Consider the following 25702-nt stretch of genomic DNA (forward strand, 5'->3'; position numbering starts at 1 on the left):
GCCGCCGACGGGCGCGACTGGCGCGGCGCGGTCGGGGGCGCTGGGCGCACCCCCGACCGCACCGGCACGGCCGAAGGGGGACGGCTCGACCCGGGCCCGCCGGGCGCGTGCGGGTGCGCCCGGCCGCGCGTGCGCGCGGAGGGAGGGGGTCAAGCGGGGGCGGGAGGCGGCGGGCCGCGCAGGACGACGGTGTGGCGCAGCAGGCCGGGCGCCACGGCCGGGCCGCCCACCGCCGAGACCGGGCGCGGCGGCGCGCAGGGGGCGGGGGACTCGCCGGCGCCGAGGGCGACGAGGGTGGAGAGCAGGGAGCGCACCAGGCCGGCGAGCCGGAAGGCCGCGGCCTCGCCCCGCCGCAGCCACCACGCGGTGGCCAGCGCGGCGGCCAGGTGGGCCAGCACCATGCCGGCGCCGCCTTCGCCGTCGGCCGGGCCGAGTCCGCCCAGACCGCCCGGAACGCCGATGGCGCCGCCGAAGCAGCAGCCCTCGCAGGGGGCCTCGGCGCCGGCGGTGTGCGCGCGGTGGCCGGCCGGGTGGGCGGCGCCGGGCGGCCGGGCCAGGGTGAACAGCACGTGCAGGGCCGCCTGGCCCCACAGCATCCAGCCGGACAGGGCCGCCAGCCCGCGCTCGCGGCGGGCGGCGGGCCACAGGGCGGCGAACACGAGCGCGCCGCCGCCCGCGAGGGCCGGCCACGGAAGGGCGTGGCCCGACGCCAGGCCGTGGCCGAGCGCCGACACGCCGACGCAGACCGCGGCGAAGACACCCACACGCGGCCATCGGGCGAAAGGCGGCGTTGACGCCGACATCTCGGACACTGGATCCATTCTCGCATTGCGCTCGCCTTTTCCGCTGTGACGTTCACCGTCATTCCACGGCGAAGGATAAACGCCGAGGTCGGCGCTTTGATCATTTTTTGATTCGTGCAACGTTCAATTAACATCCGCCAAATCGCGGGTGCCGCGGCAAAAACGATCATGGACGGCACGGGGTGGATCCCGTTTCGGTCGGGAGGGAAAGGCGAATTCGGTGGTGAACCGGTTAAGGCCATCCGCGCGGCGCGTTGGCGGTACGGCGGGCGCGGGGCGCAGGCCCGTGCGAGGCGGCCGGAGCCGCCGGAGCGGGCGCGGAGGGCGAGGGCGGTCCCCGGGGATTCGGCCGGAATCCGGCGGCGACGGCCGGGCGGCGCCGGAGGCGGCGCTGAGGGGAGCGGTTTCGGGCCGCCGGAAAAGGCGGCCGCCGAAAGCGCCCCGGCGGCGCGGCGCCCCGCCGGGCGGGCGGGGTGAAGCGCCGGGGCGGTCCGCCGGAGCGAAAGGGGCGGTCCGCCGGAAAACGCGGCGGCGGCCCCGCGGGCGGTCCCCTTTTTCCGCGAGCCCCTCCCGCTCGCCGGCGCGCCCCGCCGGGTGTCCGCGGTATCGCGGCGGGCCGGCCGCCCGCGTCCCGGCGCGGCCCGGACCGGGCGGGCGCCGGGGACGGCGACCGCGCCGGACGCGCTGTCCAAACCGGGCATAACGTGGCATCATCGTGCAGGTGACCAGCAGTTCCGCCACCGAGCAGCACCTGCGCGACCTCGCGCGGCTGCGCCGCGTCCGCGATCGGATCGACCGCGAGTACGCGCGCCCGCTGGACGTCGAGGCGCTCGCCCGCGGGGTCAACATGTCGGCCGGGCACCTCAGCCGCCAGTTCCGGCGCGCCTACGGCGAATCGCCCTACTCCTACCTCATGACGCGCCGCATCGAGCGCGCGATGGCCCTGCTGCGCCGGGGCGACCTCAGCGTCACCGAGGTCTGCTTCGAGGTGGGCTGCTCCTCGCTGGGCACCTTCAGCACCCGCTTCACCGAACTGGTCGGCATGCCGCCGAGCGTCTACCGGCGCGAGGCGGCGCTCTCGGCGCGGGGCCTGCCCACGTGCGTCGTCAAGCAGGTGGCCCGACCGGTCAGGAATCGAGAAGCGCGGGCCGTCGAGCCGCAGCTAGCGTGACGGCCATGGACATCACCATCCACACCACCTTCCTGCCGCACGACGACCCCGACGCGTCGGTGGCCTTCTACCGCGACGTCCTCGGCTTCGAGGTGCGCAGCGACGTCGGCAGCGGCACGATGCGCTGGATCACGGTGGGCCCGCCCAACCAGCCCGACACCCGTATCCTCCTGGCGCCGCCGGCCGCCGACCCCGGTATCACCGACGAGGAGCGCCGCCTCATCGCCGAGATGATGGCCAAGGGCACCTACGGCTGGATCGTGCTGGCCACCACGGACGTCGACGCCACCTTCGAGCGGGTCGTGGCCCACGACGTCGAGGTCGTCCAGGAACCCACCGACCAGCCCTTCGGCGTCCGCGACTGCGCCTTCCGCGACCCCGCGGGCAACATGGTCCGCATCCAGCAGCAGCTCTGAGCGGGCCGGTCGGCGCTGCCGCCGCCGCACGGCCGCGCCGCGACGCCGCCGGCCCCCCGTTTTCCACAGCCCGCCACGAGCGGCCGCACCCGCGTGCGAACCCGGCCTACCGTGGGCCGCGGGAAGGTCCGACGGCCCGTTCCCGGCCCAGCCCGACAGATGGAGACACCATGAGCACGGCCCCGCAGGCCCCGCGGTCCGCCGCGGCCCACGCCGCCGACAGCCACGACCTGATCCGCGTCCAGGGCGCGCGTGAGAACAACCTCAAGGACGTCAGCCTCACGCTGCCCAAGCGGCGGCTGACCGTGTTCACCGGTGTGTCCGGGTCGGGCAAGAGCTCCCTGGTGTTCGCCACGATCGCGGCGGAGTCCCAGCGGCTGATCAACGAGACCTACAGCAGCTTCGTGCAGGGCTTCATGCCCACCATGGCGCGCCCCGACGTCGACGTCCTCGAAGGGCTGACCACCGCGATCATCATCGACCAGGAGCGCATCGGCGCCAACGCCCGCTCCACGGTCGGCACCGTCACCGACGCCAACGCCCTGCTGCGCATCCTCTTCAGCCGGCTCGGGCAGCCGCACATCGGCTCGCCCCAGGCGTTCTCCTTCAACACCGCCTCGGTGCGGGCCAGCGGCGCCATCACCGTCGAACGCGGCGGCAGCGCCAAGGCCGTACGCCAGACCTACACCCGCACCGGCGGCATGTGCCCGCGCTGCGAGGGCATGGGCAGCGTCACCGACATCGACCTCACCCAGCTCTACGACCGCGACAAGTCGCTCGCCGAGGGCGCGATCACCGTCCCCGGCTACAAGCCCGACGGCTGGTCGGTGCGCTTCTTCATCGGGTCCGGCTTCTTCGACCCCCACAAGCCGATCCGCGACTACAGCGAGACCGAGCTGCACGACTTCCTGTACCGCGAACCCACCAAGATCAAGATCGAGAACACCAACATGACCTACGAGGGGCTCGTCCCCCGGGTCCAGAAGTCGTTCCTCTCCAAGGACCGCGAGGCGATGCAGCCGCACATCCGGGCCTTCGTCGACCGCGCGGTCACCTTCACCACCTGCCCCGACTGCGGCGGCACCCGGCTCAGCGAGGCCGCCCGCTCCGCCAAGGTCAACGGCATCAGCATCGCCGACGCCTGCGCGATGCAGATCAGCGACCTCGCCGAGTGGGTCCGCGGCCTGGACGAACCCTCGGTGGCGCCGCTGCTCGCCACGCTTCGCCACACCCTCGACTCCTTCGTGGAGATCGGCCTGGGCTACCTCTCGCTGGACCGTCCCTCGGGCACGCTCTCCGGCGGCGAGGCCCAGCGCACCAAGATGATCCGCCACCTCGGCTCGTCGCTGACCGACGTCACCTACGTCTTCGACGAGCCCACCATCGGCCTGCACCCCCACGACATCCAGCGGATGAACACCCTGCTGCTGCGGCTGCGCGACAAGGGCAACACGGTGCTGGTGGTGGAGCACAAGCCCGAGGCGATCGAGATCGCCGACCACGTCGTCGACCTCGGCCCCGGGGCGGGCACGGCGGGCGGCACCGTGTGCTTCGAGGGCACCGTCGAGCAGCTGCGCGCCAGCGACACCCTCACCGGCCGCCACTACGACGACCGCGCCGCCCTCAAGGAGAAGGTGCGCACCCCCACCGGTGCGCTGGAGATCCGCGGCGCCAACGCCAACAACCTGCGCGACGTCGACGTCGACATCCCGCTGGGCGTGCTCGTCGTGGTCACCGGCGTGGCCGGGTCGGGCAAGAGCTCGCTCGTGCACGGCTCGCTTCCCGCCGGGGCGGGCGTGGTGTCGATCGACCAGGGCGCCATCCGCGGCTCCCGGCGGAGCAACCCCGCCACCTACACCGGGCTGCTCGAACCCGTCCGCAAGGCGTTCGCCAAGGCCAACGGCGTGAAGCCCGCGCTGTTCAGCGCCAACTCCGAGGGCGCCTGCCCCAACTGCAACGGCGCCGGGGTGATCTACACCGACCTCGGCATCATGGCGGGTGTCGCCACCACGTGCGAGGAGTGCGAGGGCAAGCGGTTCGAGTCCTCGGTCCTGGCCTACCGGCTGGGCGGCCGCGACATCAGCGAGGTCCTGGCCATGCCGGTTGCCGAGGCCAAGGGGTTCTTCGGCTCCGGCGAGGCCCGCATCCCGGCCGCCCACGCGATCTGCGACCGGCTCGACGACGTCGGTCTGGGCTACCTCACCCTCGGCCAGCCGCTCACCACCCTGTCCGGCGGCGAGCGCCAACGGCTCAAGCTCGCCACCCACATGGCCGAGAAGGGCGGCGTCTACGTCCTGGACGAGCCGACCACCGGCCTGCACCTGGCCGACGTGGCGCAGCTGCTCGGCCTGCTCGACCGGCTGGTCGACTCCGGCAAGTCGGTCATCGTCATCGAGCACCACCAGGCGGTCATGGCGCACGCCGACTGGATCATCGACCTCGGTCCCGGCGCCGGCCACGACGGCGGCCGCGTCGTCTTCGAGGGCACCCCCGCCGACCTCGTCGCCGACGCCTCCACCCTCACCGGGGAGCACCTGGCGGCCTACGTCAAGGGCTGACCCCCGTCCGCGCGGGCGGGGCCGGGTCCACGCGCGTCCCCGGCCCTCCGCCCGCGAGGGGGCCGCGCCCTCGGCCCGCATCGGCCGTGCGGCGGGCCTCCGGGTGCTCTGCCGATTTGCCTTGGCGGCCATAGGCGACTAACGTCTTTGGCTCTTGCTTGGCGGCAACTCTTTTTCCTGTGCGCTGAGGATCGCGACGCACCGGGGGCTTTCCGGGGCGGGACCCGCGCTGCCGCCCGTTACCCCCGTGTCCCGCCTACCGCCGAGGCTGCCCTCATCATGGCCGAAACCGTGCCCGATTCCGTCGCCGACCCCGAAATCCGCTCCGAACGCGCGTTCCTCGCCGAAGCCCGCGCCGCGCTGGCGCGCATGCACGAGGACGTCGTCACCACCGAGTCCGTCCAGGACAGCGCCGAGGACGCCGACTACACCCTGATCAACCGGATCCTGGACATGGACCGCAAGCGGCGCGCCGCCGCCCTCGTGGACCTGCCCGACGTCCCGCTGTTCTTCGGCCGGCTGGAGTACCCGCCGGGAACCGTCTACGAGGACGAGCCGGGCGCCCCCTCCGGCGGCGGCCCCACCGGCCCCGCAGCCCACACCCGCACCCCCCACGCCGACCGGGTCTACATCGGGCGCCGGCACGTGCACGACGGCCTGGGCGACCCCCTCGTCATCGACTGGCGCGCGCCGATCTCCGCCGCCTTCTACCGCGCCAGCGCCACCGACCCCCAGGGGGTGCTGCGCCGCCGCCGCTACGGGTTCTCCGACACCGCAGAGCTGACCGCCTACGAGGACGAGCCGCTCGCCGCCGCACCCCGCCCCGACGACCGCCCCGGCGCGAAGACCCTGGCCGACCGGCTGCTGCACGCCGAGATCGAGCGGCCCCGCACCGGCCCCATGCGCGACATCGTCGCCACCATCCAGCCCGAGCAGGACGACCTCGTCCGCGCCCCGCTGCGCCCCACCATCTGCGTCCAGGGCGCGCCGGGCACCGGCAAGACCGCCGTCGGCCTGCACCGCATCGCCTACCTCCTCTACACCGAGCGCGACCGGCTGCGCCGCGACGGCGGCGTGGCCATCATCGGCCCCAACCGCTCCTTCCTCTCCTACATCCGCCGCGTGCTTCCCGCGCTCGGCGAGGTCGGCGTCCGCCAGACCACGATCGAGGAACTGGCGGCCCGCGTCCCCGTCCGCCGCGCCGAGGACCCCGAGGCCGAACGCGTCAAGGGCGACGCCCGCATGGCCGAGGTCATCCGCCGCGACCTGTGGAGCCTGCCCACCCCGCCCGAGGACACCCTCGTGGTCGAGCGGGGCTCGCGCCGCTGGCGCATCCCCGCCCACGAACTCGCCGAGGTGCTCGACGAGCTGCGCACCCGGGACATGGCCTACGGCGCCGGCCCCAACCTGCTGCTGCACCGGATCGCCCACCTGCTCATGCGGCGGATCGAGAACTCGGGGGAGTCCGTCGACTCCGGCACGCTGAGCGCGCTGCGCCGCAACCGCACCGTCAGCGCGGCCGTCCGCGCCATGTGGCCCAAGGCCGAGCCGGTGCGCCTCGTCCTGGGCCTGCTCACCGACCCCGACCGCCTCGCCCGTGCGGCCGAGGGCCTCCTGACCCCCGAGGAGCAGCGCCGCGTCCTGCTGCCCGGCCGCCCGCGCGGCCCCAAGTCGGCCAGGTGGTCGGTCGCCGACCTCGCCCTTATCGACGAGGCGGCCGGCCTCATCGAGCGCCCCGACACCCTGGGCCACATCGTGGTGGACGAGGCCCAGGACCTCAGCCCGATGCAGTGCCGGGTCATCGCGCGGCGCTGCGCGCGCGGCTCGCTCACCGTGCTCGGCGACATCGCCCAGGGCACCAGCCCTTCGGCCGTGGACCGGTGGGAGAGGCTGCTCGCCCACCTCGGCCAGCCCGACGCGCACCTGGCCGTGCTCGACCGGGGCTTCCGGGTGCCCGCCCAGATCATCGACTTCGCCGCCCGGCTGCTGCCCGAGATCGCGCCCGGCCTGGGCCGGCCGACCGGCGTGCGCCAGGGCGCGGGATCGCTGCGGGTCACCGCCGCGCCTGCGGCGCAGCGGGCCGGCGCCGTGGTGGCGGCCTGCCGCGCCGCGCTCGCCGGTGAGGGCTCGGTCGGGGTGATCACCGCCGAGGCCGACGCCGCCGGGCTCGCCGCCCGGCTGCGCGCCGAAGGGCTGGAGACCGCCCTGGTCGGCGAGACCGAGGACGCGCTGGAGGCGGCCCGGCTGGTGTGCGTGCCCGCCACCCTCGCCAAGGGGCTGGAGTTCGACGCGGTGGTGGTGGACGAACCGGCCCGCATCGCGGCGGCCGAGGCGCGCGGTCTCAACCGGCTCTACGTGGTGCTGACCCGCGCCGTGACCAGCCTGCACGTCGTGCACAGCGAGCCGCTGCCCCCAGCGCTGGCCGCTTACGCCGAGGAAACGCCGGGGTCGGCAGGCTGACCCGGAGCCGTCCGCGCCGCCGCACGGGCGCGGGCGGCCGACCAAGGGGTGCGGCGGCCGGGGGGTGACCCGGCCGCCGCGGCGCCCGGCCCGCCGCCCCGGCCCCGCTTCCGCGATCGACGCCACACGGAAGGACACGCATGCCCAAGACCCGAGGCCGCCACCGGCTGGTGGGGCTGGTCCTGGTGCCGGCCCTGGTTTTGGGCTGCGCCGCCGCCGGAGGCGCCGCGGCCGCCGACCAGGCCGCCGCCGGGGGAGGGGACGCGCGGGCACGCGGGCCGCAGCGCCCCGTCGAGGGCTCCGTCGAGGTCGGCGGCACCGAGCGCGCCTACACGGGCGAACTCCCGCGCGGACGGTCGGTGCCGGTCGTCATCGCGCTGCACGGCAAGGGCTCCTCGCCCCGGGACATGGCCGAGACCACGGGGCTGACGGAGGCCGCGGCCGAGGAGGGGCTGGGCGTGGTCTACCCCGCCGGACTGCACTCCGGGTGGGGCGACCACCGGGAGCCCACCGCCCTGCGCCCCGACCCCGACGCCGACATGGACTTCCTGCGCGCCCTGGTGGCCGAACTGGTCGAGGAGCACCGGGCCGACCCCGACCGGGTCTACATCGCCGGGCAGTCCAACGGGGCCAACATGGCGCTGCGCGCCGCCGCCGAGGAGCCCGGCCTGTTCGCGGCGGCCGCCTCGGTCGCCGGCCAGTTGGGCGCCGCTCCCGAGCCGCAGCGCCCCCAAGGCGCGGTGCCGATCGAGGACATCGTCGGCCCCGCCTACGTGGTCGCCGACCCCCAGGACGCCGGCTCCGGCTACCCCCCGCCCGAACCGGTCGCGCCCACGGTCACCCTGGCCGACGTCGGCGGCATGGAGGCCGTCAAGGAGCGCCTGCACGCCGCGTTCCTGGCGCCCATGCGCAACCCCGAACTCCAGCGCCTCTACGGCAAGAGCCTGCGCGGCGGCCTGCTCCTCTACGGCCCGCCCGGCTGCGGCAAGACCTTCATCGCCCGCGCGCTGGCCGGGGAGCTGGGCGCCGACTTCCTCTCCGTCGGCATCACCGACGTCCTGGACATGTACCTCGGCCAGTCCGAGCGCAACATCGGCTTCGTCTTCGCCCAGGCCCGCCGCAGGGCGCCCTGCGTGGTGTTCTTCGACGAGATCGACGCCATCGGCCGCCGCCGCGACCATCAGTCCGGCGGCGGGGCCTCCGTCGTCCACCAGCTCCTGCTGGAACTCGACAGCGTCAACGCCGACAACGAGGGCGTGTTCGTCCTGGCCGCCACCAACCAGCCCTGGGAGGTCGACTCCGCGCTGCGCCGCCCCGGCCGGTTCGACCGCACCGTGCTGGTGGTGCCGCCCGACGCCTCGGCCCGTGAGGCGATCCTGCGCTACCACCTGCGTGACCGCCCCATCGAGAACATCGAGATCGACACCCTGGTCCGGCGCACCGAGGGCTTCTCCGGCGCCGACCTGGCCCACCTGTGCGACTCCGCCGCCGAGCGGGCCCTGCTCGACTCCGCCGCCAGCGGCGAGGTCCGCCTCATCCAGATGCCCGACTTCGAGGCCGCCCTCAGCGACATCCGCCCCTCCACGGAGACCTGGCTGGAGACCGCGCGCGGCGTGGCGATGTTCGGCAACCAGGCCGGCGCCTACGACGAACTGGTGGAGTACCTCAACGGGCGGACGGCGCGGTGACCGAGGACCGCACGACGCCGCCGCCGACCTGGCCGAGCGCGCCAAGGCGCTGGCGGCGATGGGCCGTCTGGAGCAGGCCGAGGAGTTCGCGCGCCGGGCCGTGGCCGCCGACCCCGACCGGGCGAGCGCCCTGCTGACGCTCTCCCGCGTCCTGAACAACCGGGGCGACCGGGACGGCGCCATCGAGGTCGCCGCGCGGCTGCTGGCCGTGCGCCCGGACCTCTCCGTCAGCCACTACTGGTACGCCAGCCTGCTCGGCGACGCCGCGCGCTTCGCCGAGGGGCTGGCGCACGCCCGCGAGGCGGTGCGGCTCAACCCGGGGTCGGCGCTGGAGCTGGGGGTCCTGGCCCGCACCGCCTCGGCCGTCGCCGGGTGCGCCGACGAGGCCCGCGCCGCGGCCGCGGAGCTGCTGCGGACCGCCCCGGCCGACCCGGTGGCCCAGGACCTCGCGCGCGGGGTCTACACCCGGCTCGGCGACTGGGAACGGGCCCGTGAGACCGCCCAGGCCGTGGTCGACGCCCGGCCCGCCGACCCGGTCGCCCGGTTCCGCCTGGGCGAGGCGCTGCTCAACCTGGGCCGGTACGCCGAGGCCGGCGCGGCGTTCATGTCCACCCTCCAGCAGCGGCCGTCGCAGGACCAGTTGGAGACCACCGCCGTGGTCCTGCTGGAGGCAGGCCTGCCCGAGGAGATGCGCGAGCTGTTCGGCCGGGTGTGCGCGGCGCTGGGCCGCCCCGACCCCACGGTCCCCCACGCCGCGGGCACCGACGAGCGGCTGATCGCCTGGCAGCTGGAGGCGGCCGAACTGCTCGTGGAGGAGGCCGGCCGCCCCGACATGGCCCGCCCGATCCTGCTCGGGCTGTTCGCCGACAACCCCGGCCACCCGGACGTGCGGACCGCGTTGGCCGAACTGGCCTACGACACCGACGGCGACGCCCAGAGCGCCTGGGAGCTGGTCGCCCCCCTGGTCGAGAGCGGCCACGACAGCGCCGACGCCCACGGCGTGGCCGTCCACGCGCTCGCCGACCTCGGACGGCTGGACGAGGCGGTGGCCCTGGCACGGGCGTGCCGCGGCCGGTGGCCGCACAGCACGCTCGTCTTCGAGTACATGGAGGCGTACTGCCACGGCGAGCGGCGCGACCACGCGGCCGTGCTGGAGGCGACCGAGCACGGCCTGGCCCGCTGGCCGCACCACCCCGGCCTGCTCTACCTGCGCGGCCGATCGCAGCTCACCTTCAGCGTGGAGGAGGGCCTGCCCACCCTGCGCGCCGCCATCGCCGCCGACCCCGACTTCCACGAGCCCTACGTCTGGCTGGCGCTGGCCCTGGGCAAGCTGGGCGACCGCGCCGGGGCCGCGGAGGCGGTGGCCACCGCCGAGCGGCTGTCCGGGCTGGACCTGGGCTGGGCCCTGAAGGAGCCCGCGGACCCAGCCGAGACGCGGTGACGGACGTCTCCCGCTCCCCGGTCGATGAGCTGACCGGGCGCGCCGCGCTGCTGGCGGAGATGGGCCGCCTGGAGCAGGCCGAGGAGACCGCGCGCCGGGCCCTCGCCGCCGCCCCCGACGACCCCGAGGCCCTGTACGGGCTCTCGCGGGTCCTGGCCGCGCGGGGCGACGTGCGGGCCGCGGTCGAGACCGCCGAGCGGCTGGTCGCCGTGCTCCCCGGCGAATCGACGTCCCACTACTGGTACGCCCTGCTGTTCGCCGAGACCGGCGCCGCCGTCGAGGCGCTGCCGCACGCCCGCGAGGCGGTGCGGCTGGCCCCGGGCGCGGCCCTGGAGGCGGCGGCGCTGGCCTACACCGCGGCCCGCGTGGTGGGCTGCGAGAACGAGGCACGCGCCGCCGCCGCGCGGGCGGTGCGGCTGGAGCCCGCCGATCCCACGATCCACAGCCTCGTCCGCGACGTCTACGCCGCCCTCGGCGACTGGGAGGACGCGCGGAGGGCGGCCCAGGCCGTGGTGGCCGCCGAGCCCGCCGACCCGGTGAGCCGGCTCTGCCTGGGGGAGGCGCTGCCGCACCTCGGCCGCCACGCCGAGGCCGACGACGCGCTCACCTCGGCGCTGGCGCAGCGGCCCGCACCGGAACGGATCGCGGGAACGCTGGCGACGCTGCTGAAGGCGGGCCTGCCCGACCTGCTGGTCCCCCACGCCGCGGGCACCGACGACCGGCTGGTCCTGTGGCAGCTGCGGGTGGCCAAGGCGCTCCGTGAGCGGGCGCGGCGGCCCGAGGAGGCGCGCCCGCTCCTGCGCGCGCTGTTCGCCGACAACCCCGACCACCCGGCGGTGCGGACCCAGTCGGCCTGTCTGGCCCACGAGGACGACCGGGACTCCCGGACCGCCTGGGAGCTGGTGGCACCGCTCATCGAGCGCGACCACGACAGCCCGGTGACCCACGCCCTCGCCGTCCGCGCGCTCACCGGCCTCGGCCGGCTGGACGAGGCGGTGGCGCTGGCCCGTGCGGCGCGCGGCCGGTGGCCGCACGGGGGGCCAGTGCTTCGAGTACCTGGAGGCGCTCTGCCACGCCCGGCGCCGCGACCACGCGGCGGTGCTGGAGGCGACCGGGGCGGGCCTGGCCGTCGCACCGCACCATCCGGGCCTGCTCCTCCAGCGCGGCCGTGCGCAGCTCAGCGTCGACGTGGCGGAGGCGCTGGCGACCCTGCGCGCCGCCGCGGCGGCCGACCCGGACTCCTATGAGCCCCACTTCTGGCTGGCCTTCGGCCTGAAGCGGCTGGGCGACGCCGAGGGCGCGGAGGAGGCGATCGCGCTCGCCGAGCGGCTGTCGGGCGAGGAGTTGCGGTCGGCGCTGGAGCCGCCGCCCCCCGGCTGGAGCGGCGGCGCCCCGCCCGCCTGAGCCCGGCGGTGCGGGACCGCACCGGTCCGGTGTCAGTCGGCCATGTCGAGCCCGGCGAGGACGCGGGTGGGGCGGATGCGCACCAGCAGCTCGCCCGGGACGCCGTTGCGGCGGCCGAACTCCTCGGCGCGCTCGGGCCCCATGTAGCGGCCGCCGAGGTCGGTGGCCACCCGGAGCAGTTCGGCGGGGTCCTCCGACACCTCCGCCACGCCCTGCACCTGCACGAAGGCGTAGGGCGGCTCCTCCACGTCCACGCAGATGCTCAGGCGGGGGTCGCGGGCGATGGCGCGGCCCTTGGCGGTGTCCTTGCCGGTGGTGAAGAGGATGTCGTCGCCTTCGAGGAGGAACCACACCGGCGCGACCAGCGGGCGGCCGTCGGAGGCGGTGAACGCGAGTTTCCCGGTCCGGGTGCCGTGCCGCAGGATTTCGCGGACCCGGGGATCACTGATGGAAGCCACGGGCGCCACCCTAGCCCGCCGCGCCCGCGCGCACCACGGGCCGCGCCGTCCTTGCCTGGCCGGGGCTGCCGGGGCCGCGGACCGGACCGCCGCCGGCCGTACCCGCCGGCACCGGATGGCCGGCCCCCGCGCACCACGGGCCGCGCGACCGGGGCGCGGGGGGTCAGGGGACCAGCAGGGTCTTGGCCACCGTGGAGCGGGACTCGAAGGCCGCGTGGGCCGCGGCGGCCTCGGCGAAGCGGAACGTCTGGCCGATCACGGGCCGCAGCTCGCCCTTGGCGACCAGCTCCAGCACCTGGGCGACGCTGTCGCGCTTGCGCGGGCCGGTCATGTCGAGCAGACCGAACAGCGTGGTCAGCTCCACCCCGCGCCGCGCGGCGTCCTCGGGGTCCACCGGCGCGAACTCGCCGTCGGTGGTGCCGTAGGTGACGAACCGGCCGCCGGGCGCCGTCAGCTCGAACGCGGTCCGGCCGATGGCGCCCGAGGCGCCGTCGTACACGACGTCGGCGCCGCGCCCGCCGGTCAGCGCGCGCACCCGATCGGCCCAGTCCGGTGCGGAGTAGTCCACGACCGCCTCGGCGCCCAGCCCGCGCACCAGCTCCAGCTTGCGCTCCCCGCGCGCGGCCCCGATCACCCGGCCGCCGGCGGCGCGCACCAGCTGCACCAGCAGGCTGCCCCCGCCGCCGGCCGCCGCCGCGACCAGCACCCACGCCCCGGGACGCACGGCACCCGCCTCCGCTAGCCGCAGCGCGGTGGGGCCGTCGTGCAGCACCGCGACGGCGTCGCGCACCTCCACCCCGGCGGGCACCGGCACCAGCCGGTGGGCCGCGACGGCCACGCGTTCGGCGGAGCCGCCCGTGGGCGCGGTGCTCACCCCCGTCTCGGGGTCGGCGGGGCCGGTCTCGGCGACCACGCCGGCGCCGACCCAGGCGGCGTCCACGCCCGCGCCGACGGCGGCGACCCGGCCGCCCATGCCGTTGCCGGGCACGTAGGGCGGCCGGACGGGGAAGAAGTCCCCGCCCCAGCCGCGCCGCACCAGCGTGTCGAGGTACATGACGTCGGCCGCGGCCACGTCCACCAGCACCTCGCCCGGAGCGGGCGACGGATCGGGCGCCTCCGCCACCTCCAGCACCTCCGGCCCGCCGAACTCCCTGACCCGCACCTCGCGCATCGCGGTCCCCTTCGATCGTTTCCGGACCCGGTCGGTCCGCCCGCCGCCCACTCTGCTTCCTCAACTAAAGTTCAGGTCAAGGCCGCGGGCCGGCGCGCACGCGAAGGGCCCGGCCGGCCCCAGGGGCCGACCGGGCCTGTCTGCGGCCGAAGGCGTCAGTTCACGGGCGCCTCGTAGGAGGTCATGCCCAGCACGTCCTCCATGATCAGAGTCGTGGGCGCCGAGGCGGTCGGGAAGACGACCACGCCGCTCTCGCTCTCGCCGGTGGCGAGGTCCATCGCGTCGAAGGGCTCGTCCTGGCCGACCGACTCCATCAGGTCGGCCTCGACGGTCTGGCCGTTCTCGTCCTCGATGGAGAAGTACAGCGGGTTGACCGCCAGCGGGTCGGAGCCGTTGTTGGTGACCGTCACGTTCACCGCGACGTAGTCGCCGCCCTCCGACAGCACGCCGGGGGTGTACTCCGCGGTCTCGGCGACGATGGTGACCTCGCCGTCGCCGCCCTCGGCGGGCGGGGCGGAGGAGCCGTCGGCGGGCGGCTCCGACCCGGCGCTGGGGATGTCGACGGAGGGCGGGGAGTCCGCGCTGTCGTCGCCGCTGTTGAGCACCACCGCCACCACGACGATGATGCCGATCACCAGGATCAGCAGGCCGCCGCAGCCCAGGCAGCCCATCAGCCACCAGTTGGTCTTCTTCTTCGGCGGCTCCTGGGGATAGGAGTAGGGCTGCTGCGGCTGGTAGTACTGAGAGGAGTACACGAAAGACCCCTGTCCGTTCATGGGCGGTGTCGGGTGCTGAACGCGCCCATGGCTGTGGTCGAGTGCATGAGCGCCGGGCGAGGCGGGGCGCCTCTGGGGGAACGGCCGAGGCCGGACCGGTCCGGACGGCCGCCGCGAGGGGCCGGGCGGCCTGCTTTCCGTGCCGGCTGTGCATAGGACGGCGCCCGGGCGCCTCCGGTTCCCCGCGAGTCCGCCACGGCGCCGCCACGGGGCGGTGAACTGAGCCACACCGGGGGCGCGCGGCCGCTTGCGGCCACCGCGCCGCCGACGCCCGTCCGGAATGCCGGAAAGCCCCTCCGGCACGGGGTTTGGGGCTGGATCCCCTAAGCTCGCATCGAGTGTCCGGCCCACGGCCGCACCCAAGCCGCCTCCCCACGCACCGGCGGCTCCGCTCCGCCTTTTCGAGACGAACGAGGACCCGCCATGAGCGACCCCACACCTCCCGGCCCCTCCGCGCCCGCCGGGGTCGACACCACCGTCCCCAGCGCCGCCCGGCTCTACGACTACTACCTCGACGGCAAGAACAACTACGCCGTCGACCGCGAGATGGGCGGCCGGCTGCTGAAGGCCATGCCCGAGCTGAAGATGGCGGCGCACGCCAACCGCCTCTTCCTCGGCCGCGCGGTCGAGTTCATGGCGGCCCAGGGCGTCGACCAGTTCGTCGACATCGGCTCCGGGCTGCCCACCCAGGAGCCCGTGCACGAGGTCGCCCGGCGGCACATCCCCGACGCCCGGGTGGTCTACGTCGACCACGACCCCGTGGTGCGGGTGCACGCCGAGGCGCTGCTGGCCGACCGCCCCGAGATCACCGGCGTGGTGCTGGGCGACATGCGCGAGCCCGAGAAGGTCTTCCGCGCCGACGACCTGCTCTCCCGCATCGACCTCAACCGCCCCGTGGGCCTGCTGCTCATCGCGGTGCTGCACTTCCTCAAGGACGAGCAGGGCCCCTACGAGCTGGTCCGCCGCTACCTGGACCGCCTCGCGCCGGGCTCCTACATCGCCATCACCCACCTGGAGCGCGACACCCACCCGGAGCGCGCCGACTACCTCCAGCAGATGTACGAGTCCACCAGTTCGCCCGGCCAGATCCGCGGCCGCGACGAGATCGCCCGCTTCTTCACCGACGTCACCCTGGTCGAGCCGGGCCTGGTCCACCTCGCCGACTGGCGGCCCCGCGACACCCAGCCCTACTACAGCCCCGAGCAGGTGTGGGGCCTGGCGGGCGTGGGCCGCTGGGACGGCCCGGCGGGGTCCTGAGCCCACGCGCCTCCGGCACCCGCGCGCGGGCGCCGGAGGCGGGTCGTCCGCGGCGAGGCGTCGGCCGCCTCAGCCCGCGAAGGTGAACCCCGCCAGCTCGCGCGCCGTGGGCGGATCGGCGCCGGGCCGGGTGCAGGTGATCGCGGCGGCGCGCGCCGCCGTCGCCAGCATCGCCTCCAGCGCGGCCGGATCGGCGGGCACCGCGCCGTCGGCCGCCGCGCACCCGGCGATCAGGGCGGCCATGAAGGTGTCGCCCGCGCCGATGGTGTCGCGCACCGCGACCGGCGGCGCCGCGGCCTCGGCCCGGCCCTCGGCGCTGAGGGCGAACGCGCCCGCGCCGCCGCGCGTGACCACCACGGCGCGCGGGCCCAGCGCCAGCAGCCGCTCGGCCGCCGACTCCGCCGACTCCGCGGGGTACAGCTCCGCCAGGTCGGCGTCGCTCGCCTTGACCAGGTGGCTGACCCGGCAGAACTCCTCGGTGCGACGGCGCGCGTGGTCCAGGCCGGGCAGCGTGGCCAGGCGGACGTTGGGGTCGAAGGTGACGGTGCGGCGGGCCCGCTCGGCGCGGGCGAACTCCAGCAGCGCCGCGTCGCCGGGCGGGCGCAGCGCCGCGATGGAGCCCAGGTGCAGCACGCGCACCGAGTCGGGCAGCGCGCCGGCCAGCTCCTCGGGGGTCCACCGCCAGTCGGGGGCGTCGGCCAGCCAGAAGTCGTAGCGCGCCGACCCGTCGGGGCCGATCCCGGCCAGGGCCAGCGCCGAGGAACCCGGCCCCACCGGGCAGCGGCTCAGGTCGACCGACTCCGCGCTCATCCGCGCCCGCAGCCGCTCGGCGAAGGCGTCGGTGCCGAACCGGGACAGCAGCAGGGTGGGGGTGCCCAGGCGGGCGGTGGCCACCGCGATGTTGGCCGGTCCGCCGCCGGGCACGGGGTCGAGCCGGCCGTCGTCGGCGGGGATCAGGTCGATGACGTGCTCGCCGGCGACGGCCGCCAGCGGCGCCGCCCGCCGCGCGGCCGAGGCGTCCGGCCCCTCGGGCGCCCCCGCCGCGCCGTCCGGCGCCCCGGCGGGCCGCCCCGCGTCCGCGGTCATCGGGCCCCGCTCCCTTCGGCGGTGCGCAGCGCGAACCCAGGGGCGGCCAGGCCCTCGGCGAACGCCAGCGCGGTGTAGGCGTGGTAGACGTCGGGCCGGCCAGCCCACACGGTGGCGGCGGGCCGGTTGCCGGCGTCGAGCTCGTGGCGCCAGTTGCCGGCCGCGTCGTCGACCAGGTGCGCGCGCACGTAGCGCCACCACCGGTCGGCGTGCCCGGCGTAGCCGGGTGCGCCGGTGCGCCGGTGCAGCGCGGTCGCCGCCGCCACCGCCTCGGCGGCCACCCAGTGCATGCGCGCGCGGATCACCGGGCGGTTTGACCAGTCCAGGGTGTAGCAGAACCCGTCGGCGCCGTCGCGCGCCCAGGACTCCCGCGCGGCGGTGGCGAACAGCGCCTCGGCCGCCGGCAGCAGCCACTCCGGCGGGTCGGCCAGCGCCGCCTCCACGTGCAGCAGCAGCCGCGCCCACTCCAGCGAGTGGCCCGGCGTCCAGCCGTAGGGGCGGAACGGGTCGGCGGGGCGGTCGCGGTTGTACTCGGGCAGCACCGCCCAGTCGGCGGTGTAGTGCTCGGGCAGCCGGTGGCCGTGCCCGGCGGCCTGCTCGCCGATGAGGAACGCGGCGACGCCCAGCGCCCGCCGCGCCCAGGCGGGTTCGCCGGTGGCGGCCCCGGCCGCGAGGAACGCCTCGACCAGGTGCATGTTGCTGTTGGCCCCGCGGTAGGGCTCGGCGCCGGTCCAGTCGCGGTCGAACGCCTCGGCCGCGCGCCCGGCCGACTCGTCCCAGAAGCGGGAGTCCACCACGGCGGCGGCGTCGGCGAGCAGGGCGGCGGCGCCGGGGATCCCCGCCGCCGTGCCGGTGGCGCCGGCCAGCAGCACGAACGCGTGCTGGTAGGCGGCCTTGCCGGTGTCGGCGGGCGTGCCGTCGAGGTCCAGGCGCGAGAACCAGCCGCCGTGGACGGGGTCGCGCAGCGACTCCCGCAGCCGCGCCACCCCGTGCTCGGCGAGGGCGGCGGCCCTGCGGCCGGTGCCGTCGGCGCCGTCCGCGTGCAGGGCGTGCAGCGCGCCCACGTGGGCGGCGCGGGCGGTGATCCAGGTGTGGACGCCCTCCTCCGCGCGGGGCCGGCCGGTGTCGTCCAGCCAGGCGAACCCGTGGGGGTGGCGGGCGCGCTCGGCCCAGGCCACCAGCCGCTCCCGCTGCGCGCGCGTCCACTCCGGGGGAGCGGGGTCGTCGGCGGATGGGTCCATGGGCTCCTCCATTCGTCCGTGGCGCCCGCGGCGGGGAACAGAACACCACTGAACCGGTTAAGTGTCAACGCTCCCGAGCGCGCGGCCACCCTACCGGGCCGGCCGCGCCGCACCGGGCCGGCCGCGCCGCCCGCCGGGCCGCGATCGGGGGCTCAGCGGGGCGGAGGGGCCGTGCTGGCGCGCTCGACCAGCGTGGCCGGGGCCGCCGCCGTGTCGGTGACCGCGCCGCCCGCCAGCAGCTCCCGCAGGACCCGCGCCGCGTGCTCGCCGTAGCCCTTGACGTCGCGGCTGACCGCCGTGAGCGCCGGCCGCGTCATGCGGCACAGCGGGGAGTCGTCCCAGGCCACCACCGACAGGTCGGCGGGCACCGCGAACCCCAGTTCGTGGGCCACACCCAGCCCGGCCACCGCCATCAGGTCGTTGTCGAAGACCAGCGCCGTGGGCGCCGGGCGCCGCGACAGCAGCCGCCGGGTGGCCTGGGCGCCGGAGGCGTCGGAGTAGTCGGCGTGCACGGTCGCCCAGTCCGACAGCCCCAACGCCGCGGCGGCCTCCTCGAACGCCGCCGTGCGCCGGTGGGTGTGCAGCAGCGCGGCCGGCCCGGCCACCCGGCTCACCCGCCGGTGGCCCAGGCCGGCCAGGTAGCCCACGGCCCGCGCCACCGAGGCGGCGTCGTCGGACCACACGCAGGGCTGCGCGGCCCCGGGCAGGGGGCCGCCGACGAGCACCGCGGGCAGCCCCATCTCCGCGAGGGCGGCCGGGCGCCGGTCCTCGGTCAGCAGGTCCACCACCAGCACCCCGTCGACGCGGCTCTGGGCGTGCCAGTTGCGGTAGGTGCGCACCTCCTGCTCCTGGTCGGGGGTCACCTGGAGCAGCAGCGACGTGGAGGTCTCGGCCAGCGCCGTCTGCACCCCCGACATCAGCTCCATGAAGAACGGCTCCAGGCCGAGCGTGCGCGCCGGGCGGCCCACCACCATGCCGATGGCGTCGGCGCGGCCGTCGGAGAGCGCGCGGGCGGCCGTGCTCGGCGCCCAGCCCAGCTCCTCGGCGATGGCCAGCACGCGCAGCCGGGTGGCCTCGGAGACCCCCGGCTTGCCGTTGAGCGCGTAGGAGACCGAGCCCTTGGAGACCCCCGCTGCCTGGGCGATGTCGGCGATGGTGGGACGGCGCACGGTGGTCTCCCTCGGTGTTCGGCGGCTGCCGCCGCGCGCGGCCCTGGGCCGGGGGCGCGCGGGCGATGGCCCGACAGGGGCAGCGTAGTTCGTCGGCGTACTTTCCTCCGGTGCGGCGACCGCGCCGGGGGCCGGGAGGGGAGCGGCCGAGGCGCCCGCCGCGCGCGGGCCCTCACACGGCCGCGCGCACCCCGGGCCGGGCGGTGCTGCCCCGCGCGACGTAGCGGGCGGCGGGGGACCAGCGCTCGGCCACCGGGCGGCCGTCGACGCACTCCAGCACCGACTCCGCGACCGCGGTCCCGTACTGGTGCACGTCCACGCTCATGGTCGTCAGCGGGGGCGAGGCCAGGCGGCACAGCGTGGAGTCGTCCCAGGCCACCAGGCTCACGTCGGAGGGCACCGCGACGTCCAGCTCCTTGGCGGCCGCCAGGCCGGCCACCGCCATCACGTCGTTGTCGTAGAGGACCGCGGTGGGCGGCTCGGCGGCGCGCAGCAGCCGGGCCGTCAGCTCGGCCCCGGCCTCGTGGGAGTAGTCGCCGGCCAGGACCACCGGCGGGGCGATCCCGGCCCGGCGGCAGCCCTCCTCCAGCGCCGCCGTGCGCGCCCGGGTGTGCAGCAGTTCGGGCGGCCCGCTGATCCGCGCCACCCGCCGGTGCCCCAGCTCCAGCAGGTGTGCCAGCGCCTCGTGTACGGGCGCTGCGTCGTCGGTGCGCACCGCCGGTGCGGCGGGCTCGCCGGGCCAGGTGCCCACGAGCACGGCGGGCAGCCCCAGCCGCGCCAGCACCGCCGGGCGCTCGTCGCCCACGCGCAGGTTGACCACGGCCACCGCGTCGACCAGGCCCCGCTCGGCCCAGCGCTCGTAGGCGGCGGCCTCGGCGGCGGGGGAGTCGACGATGTGCAGCAGCACCGCCATGTCGCGCTCGGCCAGGCGCTCCTCGATCCCGCCGATGAACTCCATGAAGAACGGCTCGACGCTGAGCAGGCGGGCGGGCCGCGCCAGGACCAGCCCGACCGCGCCCCCTTCCCCGGGGGCGGGCACCGGTTCACTCATTCGGGGCCGCGCCGGGGGCCGGGGGGAGGGCGGCGCCCGCGGCGGGGGCGCCGCGGGGGCGGTGTGCGTCGGGTGCGGCCACGCGTTGCTCCTTGCTCGGATCGGCCGAAATGAGCGGGGCGCCGGCCGGAACGGACCCCGCCGCCGGCCGGGCGGCCGCGGCGGGGGCGATTCCAGCGGCGCCGGGCGAGCCGCCGGGGGCGGGGCCGGTCGGCTCACCACGGTTCTTATGTCATCGAATTAACTAAGTCAACCGGCGGGGCCGGACGCGGCCGCCACCGCTACCGCTGCCGCGCCAGGGCCGCCCCGATGGCCCGCGCGCCCTCGGCGAAGCCGCCCGGATTGGGGCCGGCGTAGTTGAGCCGCAGGTAGGGGCCGGTGGGCTCGGCGGGGAACCACTCGTCGCCGGGGGCCACCGCGACCCCGGCGGCCGCGCAGTCGGCCACCAGCGCCGCGAGGTCGACGGTGTCGGGCAGGCGCACCCACAGGTTCAGTCCGCCGCGGGGCACGGCCGCCACGTGCGCCTCGGGGGCGTGCTCGCGCAGCGCCGCCACGAGCAGGTCGCGGCGGGCGGCCAGGTGCCGGCGCAGCCCGCGCAGGTGGGTGCGCCAGGCGGGCTGGGTGACGACGTCCAGCGCGACCGCCTGCAGCACGGCGCTGACGTAGAGGGACTCCGCCTGGGCGGCGGCCAGGATCCGGTCGCGCGCGGGGCCGCGCGCGGTGAGCCCGGCGACGCGCACGGCGGGCGAGACGCTCTTGGTCAGCGACCGCAGGTGGACGACGTGCCCGTCCTCGTCGCGCGCGGCCAGCGGTATGGCGTCGGCGTCGATGGCCAGGTCGTGCGCCCAGTCGTCCTCGATCACGAACGCGCCGTGCCGGCGCGCCGCGGCCAGTACGCGGTCGGCCAGGTCGGGCGCCCAGTGGGCGCCGGTGGGGTTGGCGAAGGCGGGCTGGGCGTAGAAGGCGCGGGCGCCGGTGCGCGCGAACGCGCGGTCGACCTCCTCGGGGTCGGGGCCGTGCGGCCCGCTGGGCACCGGCACGACCTCCACCCCCGACTGCGCGGCGGCCAGGATCGCGCCCCAGTAGGTGGGCGACTCCAGCAGCAGCGGCCGGCCCGCGCCGACCAGCGCGCGGAACGCGGTGCTCAGCCCGCTCTGGCTGCCCGGCAGGACCACCACGTCGCCGGGCCCCGGCGGCGCGGCACCGGGCGGGGCGGCGGCGCCGAGTTCGGCGGCGAACCACGCCTGGAGGTCGGGCAGGCCCGCGGCCGGGGGCCGGGACACCGCCGCGCCGCCGCGCGCGGCGCGGGCGAACGCGGCGCGCACCAGCCGCTCGGGCAGCAGGTCGCGGTCGGGGTAGCCCGCGTGCAGCGCCACCACGTCGTTGGGCACGGTGCGCAGCGCGGCCGAGACCTGCGGTACGCGGGCGCGCGGCGCGCCCAGCGCCGCGGTCTGCCACCCGTGGTCGTGCGGGCGGGCGAGGGGGGCGGCGCGCACGAAGGTGCCCACGCCGGGGCGGCTCTCCACCAGCCCCTGCGCGGCCAGGGCGCGCAGCGCCTTCTGCACCGTCACCGGGCTCGCACCGTACTCGGCCACCAGAGCGCGGGTGGCGGGCAGCCGCGCGCCGGGCGCGGCCCCGGCGATCCACTCCCGGAGTCCGGCGACGATCCGCCCACTGCTATCGTTGGCCATGAGAGACAAGAGTAGCGCTATCGTCGCGGCGGCGTCCGTGCTATCCCCCTCCCGCGCCGGACTGGCGTGGGGCCTGCTGGGGGTCGCGGCGTTCTCCCTCACCGTCCCGTTCACCCGGCTGGCCGTGGCGGGCGGCGGCATGTCGCCGCTGTTCACCGGCTCGGCCCGCGCCGTGGTGGCCGCGCTGCTGGCCGCCGCCGCCCTGGCGGCCACCCGGCAGCGCCCGCCCCGGGGCGCGCAGTGGGCCCGCCTGGGAGTTGTCGCCGGGGGCGTGGTCGTGGGCTTTCCGGTGCTGACCTCCTTCGCGCTGACCCAGGCGCCGGCCGCCCACGGCGCCGTGGTCATCGCCCTGCTGCCCGCCGCGACCGCCGTGACCGCCGTGCTGCGCGGGCGCGAACGGCCCCCGCTCGCGTTCTGGGCGACGGCGGCGGCGGGCGCGGCCGCCGCCGTGGTGTTCGCCGCGCTCGGGGGCGGCGGCCTCGGCGGGGCGCACTGGGCGGACGCGCTGCTGTTCGCAGCCGTGGTCGCCGCCGCCCTCGGCTACGCCGAGGGCGGGCTGCTCGCCCGCGAGCTCGGCGCCTGGCAGACGGTGTCCTGGGCCCTGGTGCTCGCCGCGCCGCTGATGGCCGCGCTCACGGGCCTCGCCGTGCTGCGCCAGCCCCCCGACGCCTCCCCACTCCAGTGGGCCGCGTTCGCCTACCTGGCCGTGGTCAGCATGTACCTCGGCTTCTTCGCCTGGTACCGGGGGCTGGCCATCGGCCCGATGGCGCGGGTCAGCCAGGTGCAGCTGGTCCAGCCGGTGCTGACCATCGGCTGGGCCGCGCTGCTGCTGGGGGAGCACGTCACCTGGGCCACCCTCCTGGGCGGCGCGGCCGTGGTCGCCTGCGCCGGCACCGCCGTGCGGGCCCGCCAGGGCGCGGCCGCGCGGCCGGTCGTCGGCCCGGCGCCGCGCGAGGCGCCGGAGGGTCCTGCGCGGTAGCGCACCACCCTTCCCACGGCCCCCATCGGGACACCGCGCCGGCGCGGCCGGGAGCGCGTCCGAAACCCGGGGGCGCGGCGTCGCGGCAGGTCGGCGGGCCGCCGCCGAAACCGGCCGGGACCGGCCGCCGCCGGGGCGCGGGCGGCGGTTTGCCGCATCCGCCGCGACGGCATCTACCTGGGGGCCGGACGGCCGCGGCGGGCGGAGGAGGAGGTGGGGCCGGTGATGGCAGCGCCCCGGCGGCTGGCCGCCGCCGCGCTCGTACTCGCCGCCCTGGCCTGCGCCCCCCAGCCCCCGCCCGCGGCCGAGCACGATCACGGGGGCGCGGGCACGCCCTCCGCCGCGCCGGTCCCGCCGGGCCCGGCCACCGCGCGGGCCGGCGCCCCTCCCGCCGAGGTCCCCGGCGGCGTCCTGGCGGGCGTCGTGTCGGTGCGGACCCGCGGCGGCGCCCACCGCGGCAGCGCGTTCCGCATCGGGCTGGAGGGGGTGGTCGTCACCGCCGCCGGCGTCGTGGCCGGGATCGAGGCCGGCGCCCGGGTGCGCCTGGTCCGCGCCGACGGCGAGGAGGTCCCGGCCGAGCTGCTGGGCCGGGCCGGCGGCGCGGGCATCGCCGTGCTGCGCGTGGCGCCCGGCTCCGGACTGCCGCCGCTGGCCTCCGGCACCGCGTTCAGCCGCGCCCGCGAGGGCGACCTCGCCGTCGCCGTGGGCGCGCCGGCGGCGCTGGCCGCGCCCGCGGCCCCGGTGGTGCTGCGCGCCAAGCGGCGGCCCGTCGCGCTGGGGGCGGCGGGCGTGGCCACCGCGCTGGCGGCCGAGGGGCGGGTCGACCCCGCGGCGGCGGGCGGACCGCTGGTCAGCCCCGAAGGCCAGGTCCTGGGGGTCATCACCGCGCGCACGCCGCCCGCGCGCGGCGGCGTGGTCGCGATCCCCGTCCACCGCGCCCGCCAGGCGGCCTTTGAGATCCTGCGCGCGGTGTAGCCGCGCCGGCGGGGCCCGCGGCGCGGCGGTGGGGCGGCCGTGCCCGCGCGCGGCCCCGGCCGCCCCACCGCGCTCAGCCCTCGCAGACCGAGCCGTTCAGCGAGAACTCCGCCGGAGCCGGGTTGGCGCCGGTGTGGCTGCCGTGCACGCCGAACCGCACGGTGCCGCCCGGCGCGATCACCCGGTTCCAGTCGAGGTTGGCGGCCGTGACCGAGGCCCCCTCCTGGGCGACCCGGGCCTGCCAGCCGTTGGTGACCCGCTGCCCGCCGGTGTAGTCCCACGCCAGGGTCCAGCCGTCGATCGGGTCGTCGCCGGTGTTGGTCACCACCACCGACGCGGTGAACCCGCTGCCCCACTGGCTGTCCACGGTGTAGTCGACGGCGCAGTCCACCGGCGGCGGCAGCGCCTCGAAGGAGACGCGGTAGAGCCGTCCGGGCAGGTCGTTGACCACGTACAGCTCGCCGGACCCGTCGGCGCCGAAGGCCGTCACCTGGATGGGCAGCGCGCCGATCTCGGCGGCCTCGTACTCGCCGCCGCCCGTGGGGCGGATCCCCCAGGCGATGTTGCTGCAGTAGTCGGTCACGACATAGGTGCCGCCCGCGATGTCGGCGTACTCCTCGCCCCGGTAGACCACGCCGCCGGTGACCGAGCAGCCGCTGCCCTCGTGGGTGTAGGAGAACACCGGCTCCTCGTAGTCGGCACCGGCGTCGCAGCGGGCCTCGTCGTAGAGTGCGGGGCCCTCGCGGCAGGGCCAGCCGAAGTTGGCGCCGCCCTCGCCCGCCGGGAGGTGGTCGACCTCCTCGTGGAAGCCCTGGCCGACGTCGCCGATCCACAGCGACCCGTCGACCGGGTCGAAGGAGAACCGCCACGGGTTGCGCAGGCCGTAGACCCATATCTCGGGCCGGGCGTCGGCGACACCGACGAAGGGGTTGTCCTCGGGCACGCAGTAGGGCAGGTCGCCGCAGGCGCGGCTGACGTCGATGCGCACGATGGTGCCGAGCAGCGTGCCGAGGTTCTGCCCGTTGTTCAGCGGGTCGCCCGCGCCGCCGCCGTCGCCCAGGCTCCAGTAGAGGTGGCCGTCGGGGCCGAAGTGGACGTCGCCGCCGTTGTGGTTGTTGAACTCGGCGTGCTCCTGGGTGAGCAGGACCTCCTCGGCGCCGGCCGGCACGGTGGTCTGGTCGGGGGCCTCCAGCGGGAAGCGCGAGAGCGTCAGCGTCCAGTCGGTGGCGGTGTAGGCGACGTAGAGGGCGGGGTCCTCGGCGAAGTCGGGGGAGGGCGCGATGCCGAGCAGGCCCTGCTCGTTGCCCTCGACGGAGATCCGGTCGCCGATGTCCAGCAGGGGTTCGGCCGCGAGCCCGGTGTCGGGGTGGTAGACGCGGACGGTCCCCTCCTCCTTCTCGGTGATGAACAGCCGGCCGCTGCCGTCGTCGGGCGCGGCCACGGCGGTGGGCCGGTCGAGGTCGGCGTCGGTCACCGTGGTGGCGATCCGCAGCCGGTCCAGGGGAAGCGGCGCGTCGGCGGACGCGGCCCCGGGGTCGGAGGGGTCGTTCGCGGACGCGGGGCTGATCGCGGTCAGCGCTCCGAGCACCGCCGCCGCGGCGGCGGCGGACGCCCGGCGCGCCCATCGGTTGTGCGGCATGCACGCTCCTGATCGAGGATAGGGACCGGAAATCCGATCACCCGACACGCCATTCCCCCTGATGTGCCACCGCGCGTTCAGAGTGATCTCTGGCACGCAAAGGGTAAGCCGAGTCGGGCGGCGTGGCCAGGGGTGGAATTCCCGTTTCCGGCTTGTCTTCGGGAGCGCTCCCACGATTTGCCGTGGTCACGCGGGATTTCCCCCGCGAAAACGCGCGGGAAAAGAGGCCGGGGCACAGCCGCGCCAGGCCCCTCGCGGGCCCGGCGCG

General features: G+C 76.7%; 21 protein-coding genes. 11 read left to right on the top strand and 10 right to left on the bottom strand.

Annotated features, from left to right (window positions below; translation table 11 throughout):
• Positions 1-149 precede the first annotated feature (149 nt).
• On the bottom strand, positions 150-764 hold the full coding sequence (locus HNR12_RS22220; RefSeq protein ID WP_308251379.1) for a hypothetical protein: 615 nt from the start codon (positions 762-764) through the stop codon (positions 150-152).
• Between the two features lie 760 nt (positions 765-1524).
• On the opposite strand from HNR12_RS22220, the gene HNR12_RS22225 reads away from it, so the two are divergent.
• The 8 genes from HNR12_RS22225 (at position 1525) to HNR12_RS22260 (ending at position 11941) form a co-directional block, all read left to right on the top strand.
• Positions 1525-1974, top strand: a complete 450-nt coding sequence (locus HNR12_RS22225) for a helix-turn-helix transcriptional regulator (protein WP_179769389.1) — start codon at positions 1525-1527, stop codon at positions 1972-1974.
• 5 nt (positions 1975-1979) lie between these two features.
• Positions 1980-2390: a VOC family protein gene (locus HNR12_RS22230; RefSeq protein ID WP_179769390.1), complete on the top strand. Its 411-nt coding sequence runs from the start codon at positions 1980-1982 to the stop codon at positions 2388-2390.
• Positions 2391-2560: 170 nt separating this feature from the next.
• Positions 2561-4948, top strand: coding sequence for an ATP-binding cassette domain-containing protein (locus HNR12_RS22235; protein ID WP_179769391.1), 2388 nt, complete (start codon positions 2561-2563; stop codon positions 4946-4948).
• Between the two features lie 279 nt (positions 4949-5227).
• On the top strand, positions 5228-7408 hold the full coding sequence (locus HNR12_RS22240; protein ID WP_179769392.1) for a HelD family protein: 2181 nt from the start codon (positions 5228-5230) through the stop codon (positions 7406-7408).
• A 140-nt stretch (positions 7409-7548) separates the two neighbouring features.
• Entirely contained in the window at positions 7549-9096 is a 1548-nt protein-coding gene (locus HNR12_RS22245) for an AAA family ATPase (RefSeq protein ID WP_179769393.1), read from the top strand.
• 49 nt (positions 9097-9145) lie between these two features.
• The gene (locus tag HNR12_RS22250; protein ID WP_274613977.1) at positions 9146-10537 is read left to right on the top strand and encodes a tetratricopeptide repeat protein; all 1392 of its coding nucleotides are present in this window, start codon (positions 9146-9148) and stop codon (positions 10535-10537) included.
• Entirely contained in the window at positions 10534-11784 is a 1251-nt protein-coding gene (locus HNR12_RS22255) for a tetratricopeptide repeat protein (RefSeq protein ID WP_179769395.1), read from the top strand. The genes HNR12_RS22250 and HNR12_RS22255 overlap by 4 nt, the downstream gene beginning before the upstream one ends.
• Entirely contained in the window at positions 11726-11941 is a 216-nt protein-coding gene (locus tag HNR12_RS22260) for a hypothetical protein (RefSeq protein ID WP_179769396.1), read from the top strand. The genes HNR12_RS22255 and HNR12_RS22260 overlap by 59 nt, the downstream gene beginning before the upstream one ends.
• 32 nt (positions 11942-11973) lie before the next feature.
• On the opposite strand, the gene HNR12_RS22265 is transcribed toward HNR12_RS22260, so the two are convergent.
• From HNR12_RS22265 to HNR12_RS22275, 3 genes are all read right to left on the bottom strand, one after another.
• The gene (locus HNR12_RS22265) at positions 11974-12399 is read right to left on the bottom strand and encodes a PPOX class F420-dependent oxidoreductase (RefSeq protein ID WP_179769397.1); all 426 of its coding nucleotides are present in this window, start codon (positions 12397-12399) and stop codon (positions 11974-11976) included.
• Between the two features lie 163 nt (positions 12400-12562).
• Positions 12563-13570 (bottom strand): zinc-binding dehydrogenase, encoded by a 1008-nt coding sequence (locus tag HNR12_RS22270; protein ID WP_179769398.1) that lies wholly within the window; start codon positions 13568-13570, stop codon positions 12563-12565.
• Between the two features lie 155 nt (positions 13571-13725).
• The gene (locus HNR12_RS22275; protein ID WP_179769399.1) at positions 13726-14325 is read right to left on the bottom strand and encodes a DUF4352 domain-containing protein; all 600 of its coding nucleotides are present in this window, start codon (positions 14323-14325) and stop codon (positions 13726-13728) included.
• Between the two features lie 444 nt (positions 14326-14769).
• Between HNR12_RS22275 and HNR12_RS22280 the strand changes: the two genes are divergently transcribed.
• Complete coding sequence (locus tag HNR12_RS22280; RefSeq protein ID WP_179769400.1) at positions 14770-15603, top strand: SAM-dependent methyltransferase; 834 nt, start codon at positions 14770-14772, stop codon at positions 15601-15603.
• 69 nt (positions 15604-15672) lie between these two features.
• Here the strand turns inward: HNR12_RS22280 and HNR12_RS22285 are convergent, their stop codons facing one another.
• From HNR12_RS22285 to HNR12_RS22305, 5 genes are all read right to left on the bottom strand, one after another.
• The gene (locus tag HNR12_RS22285; protein WP_179769401.1) at positions 15673-16689 is read right to left on the bottom strand and encodes a PfkB family carbohydrate kinase; all 1017 of its coding nucleotides are present in this window, start codon (positions 16687-16689) and stop codon (positions 15673-15675) included.
• Positions 16686-17930, bottom strand: coding sequence for an AGE family epimerase/isomerase (locus HNR12_RS22290; RefSeq protein ID WP_179769402.1), 1245 nt, complete (start codon positions 17928-17930; stop codon positions 16686-16688). The genes HNR12_RS22285 and HNR12_RS22290 overlap by 4 nt, the downstream gene beginning before the upstream one ends.
• 152 nt (positions 17931-18082) lie before the next feature.
• The gene (locus HNR12_RS22295; protein WP_179769403.1) at positions 18083-19099 is read right to left on the bottom strand and encodes a substrate-binding domain-containing protein; all 1017 of its coding nucleotides are present in this window, start codon (positions 19097-19099) and stop codon (positions 18083-18085) included.
• Between the two features lie 172 nt (positions 19100-19271).
• A complete protein-coding gene (locus HNR12_RS22300; protein WP_179769404.1) occupies positions 19272-20138 on the bottom strand; it encodes a LacI family DNA-binding transcriptional regulator in 867 nt (288 codons plus the stop codon).
• 293 nt (positions 20139-20431) lie between these two features.
• Positions 20432-21841 (bottom strand): aminotransferase-like domain-containing protein, encoded by a 1410-nt coding sequence (locus HNR12_RS22305; protein WP_179769405.1) that lies wholly within the window; start codon positions 21839-21841, stop codon positions 20432-20434.
• A 37-nt stretch (positions 21842-21878) separates the two neighbouring features.
• On the opposite strand from HNR12_RS22305, the gene HNR12_RS22310 reads away from it, so the two are divergent.
• On the top strand, positions 21879-22820 hold the full coding sequence (locus HNR12_RS22310) for a DMT family transporter (RefSeq protein WP_308118614.1): 942 nt from the start codon (positions 21879-21881) through the stop codon (positions 22818-22820).
• A 225-nt stretch (positions 22821-23045) separates the two neighbouring features.
• Complete coding sequence (locus HNR12_RS22315; RefSeq protein WP_179769407.1) at positions 23046-23795, top strand: trypsin-like peptidase domain-containing protein; 750 nt, start codon at positions 23046-23048, stop codon at positions 23793-23795.
• Between the two features lie 73 nt (positions 23796-23868).
• Here HNR12_RS22315 and HNR12_RS22320 read toward each other — a convergent pair whose 3' ends face one another.
• Entirely contained in the window at positions 23869-25434 is a 1566-nt protein-coding gene (locus tag HNR12_RS22320) for a PQQ-dependent sugar dehydrogenase (RefSeq protein ID WP_179769408.1), read from the bottom strand.
• Between the last annotated feature and the right edge of the window lie 268 nt (positions 25435-25702).

It is taken from the genome of Streptomonospora nanhaiensis (genome assembly GCF_013410565.1).
In the GTDB taxonomy this organism is placed as follows: Bacteria; Actinomycetota; Actinomycetes; order Streptosporangiales; family Streptosporangiaceae; genus Streptomonospora; species Streptomonospora nanhaiensis.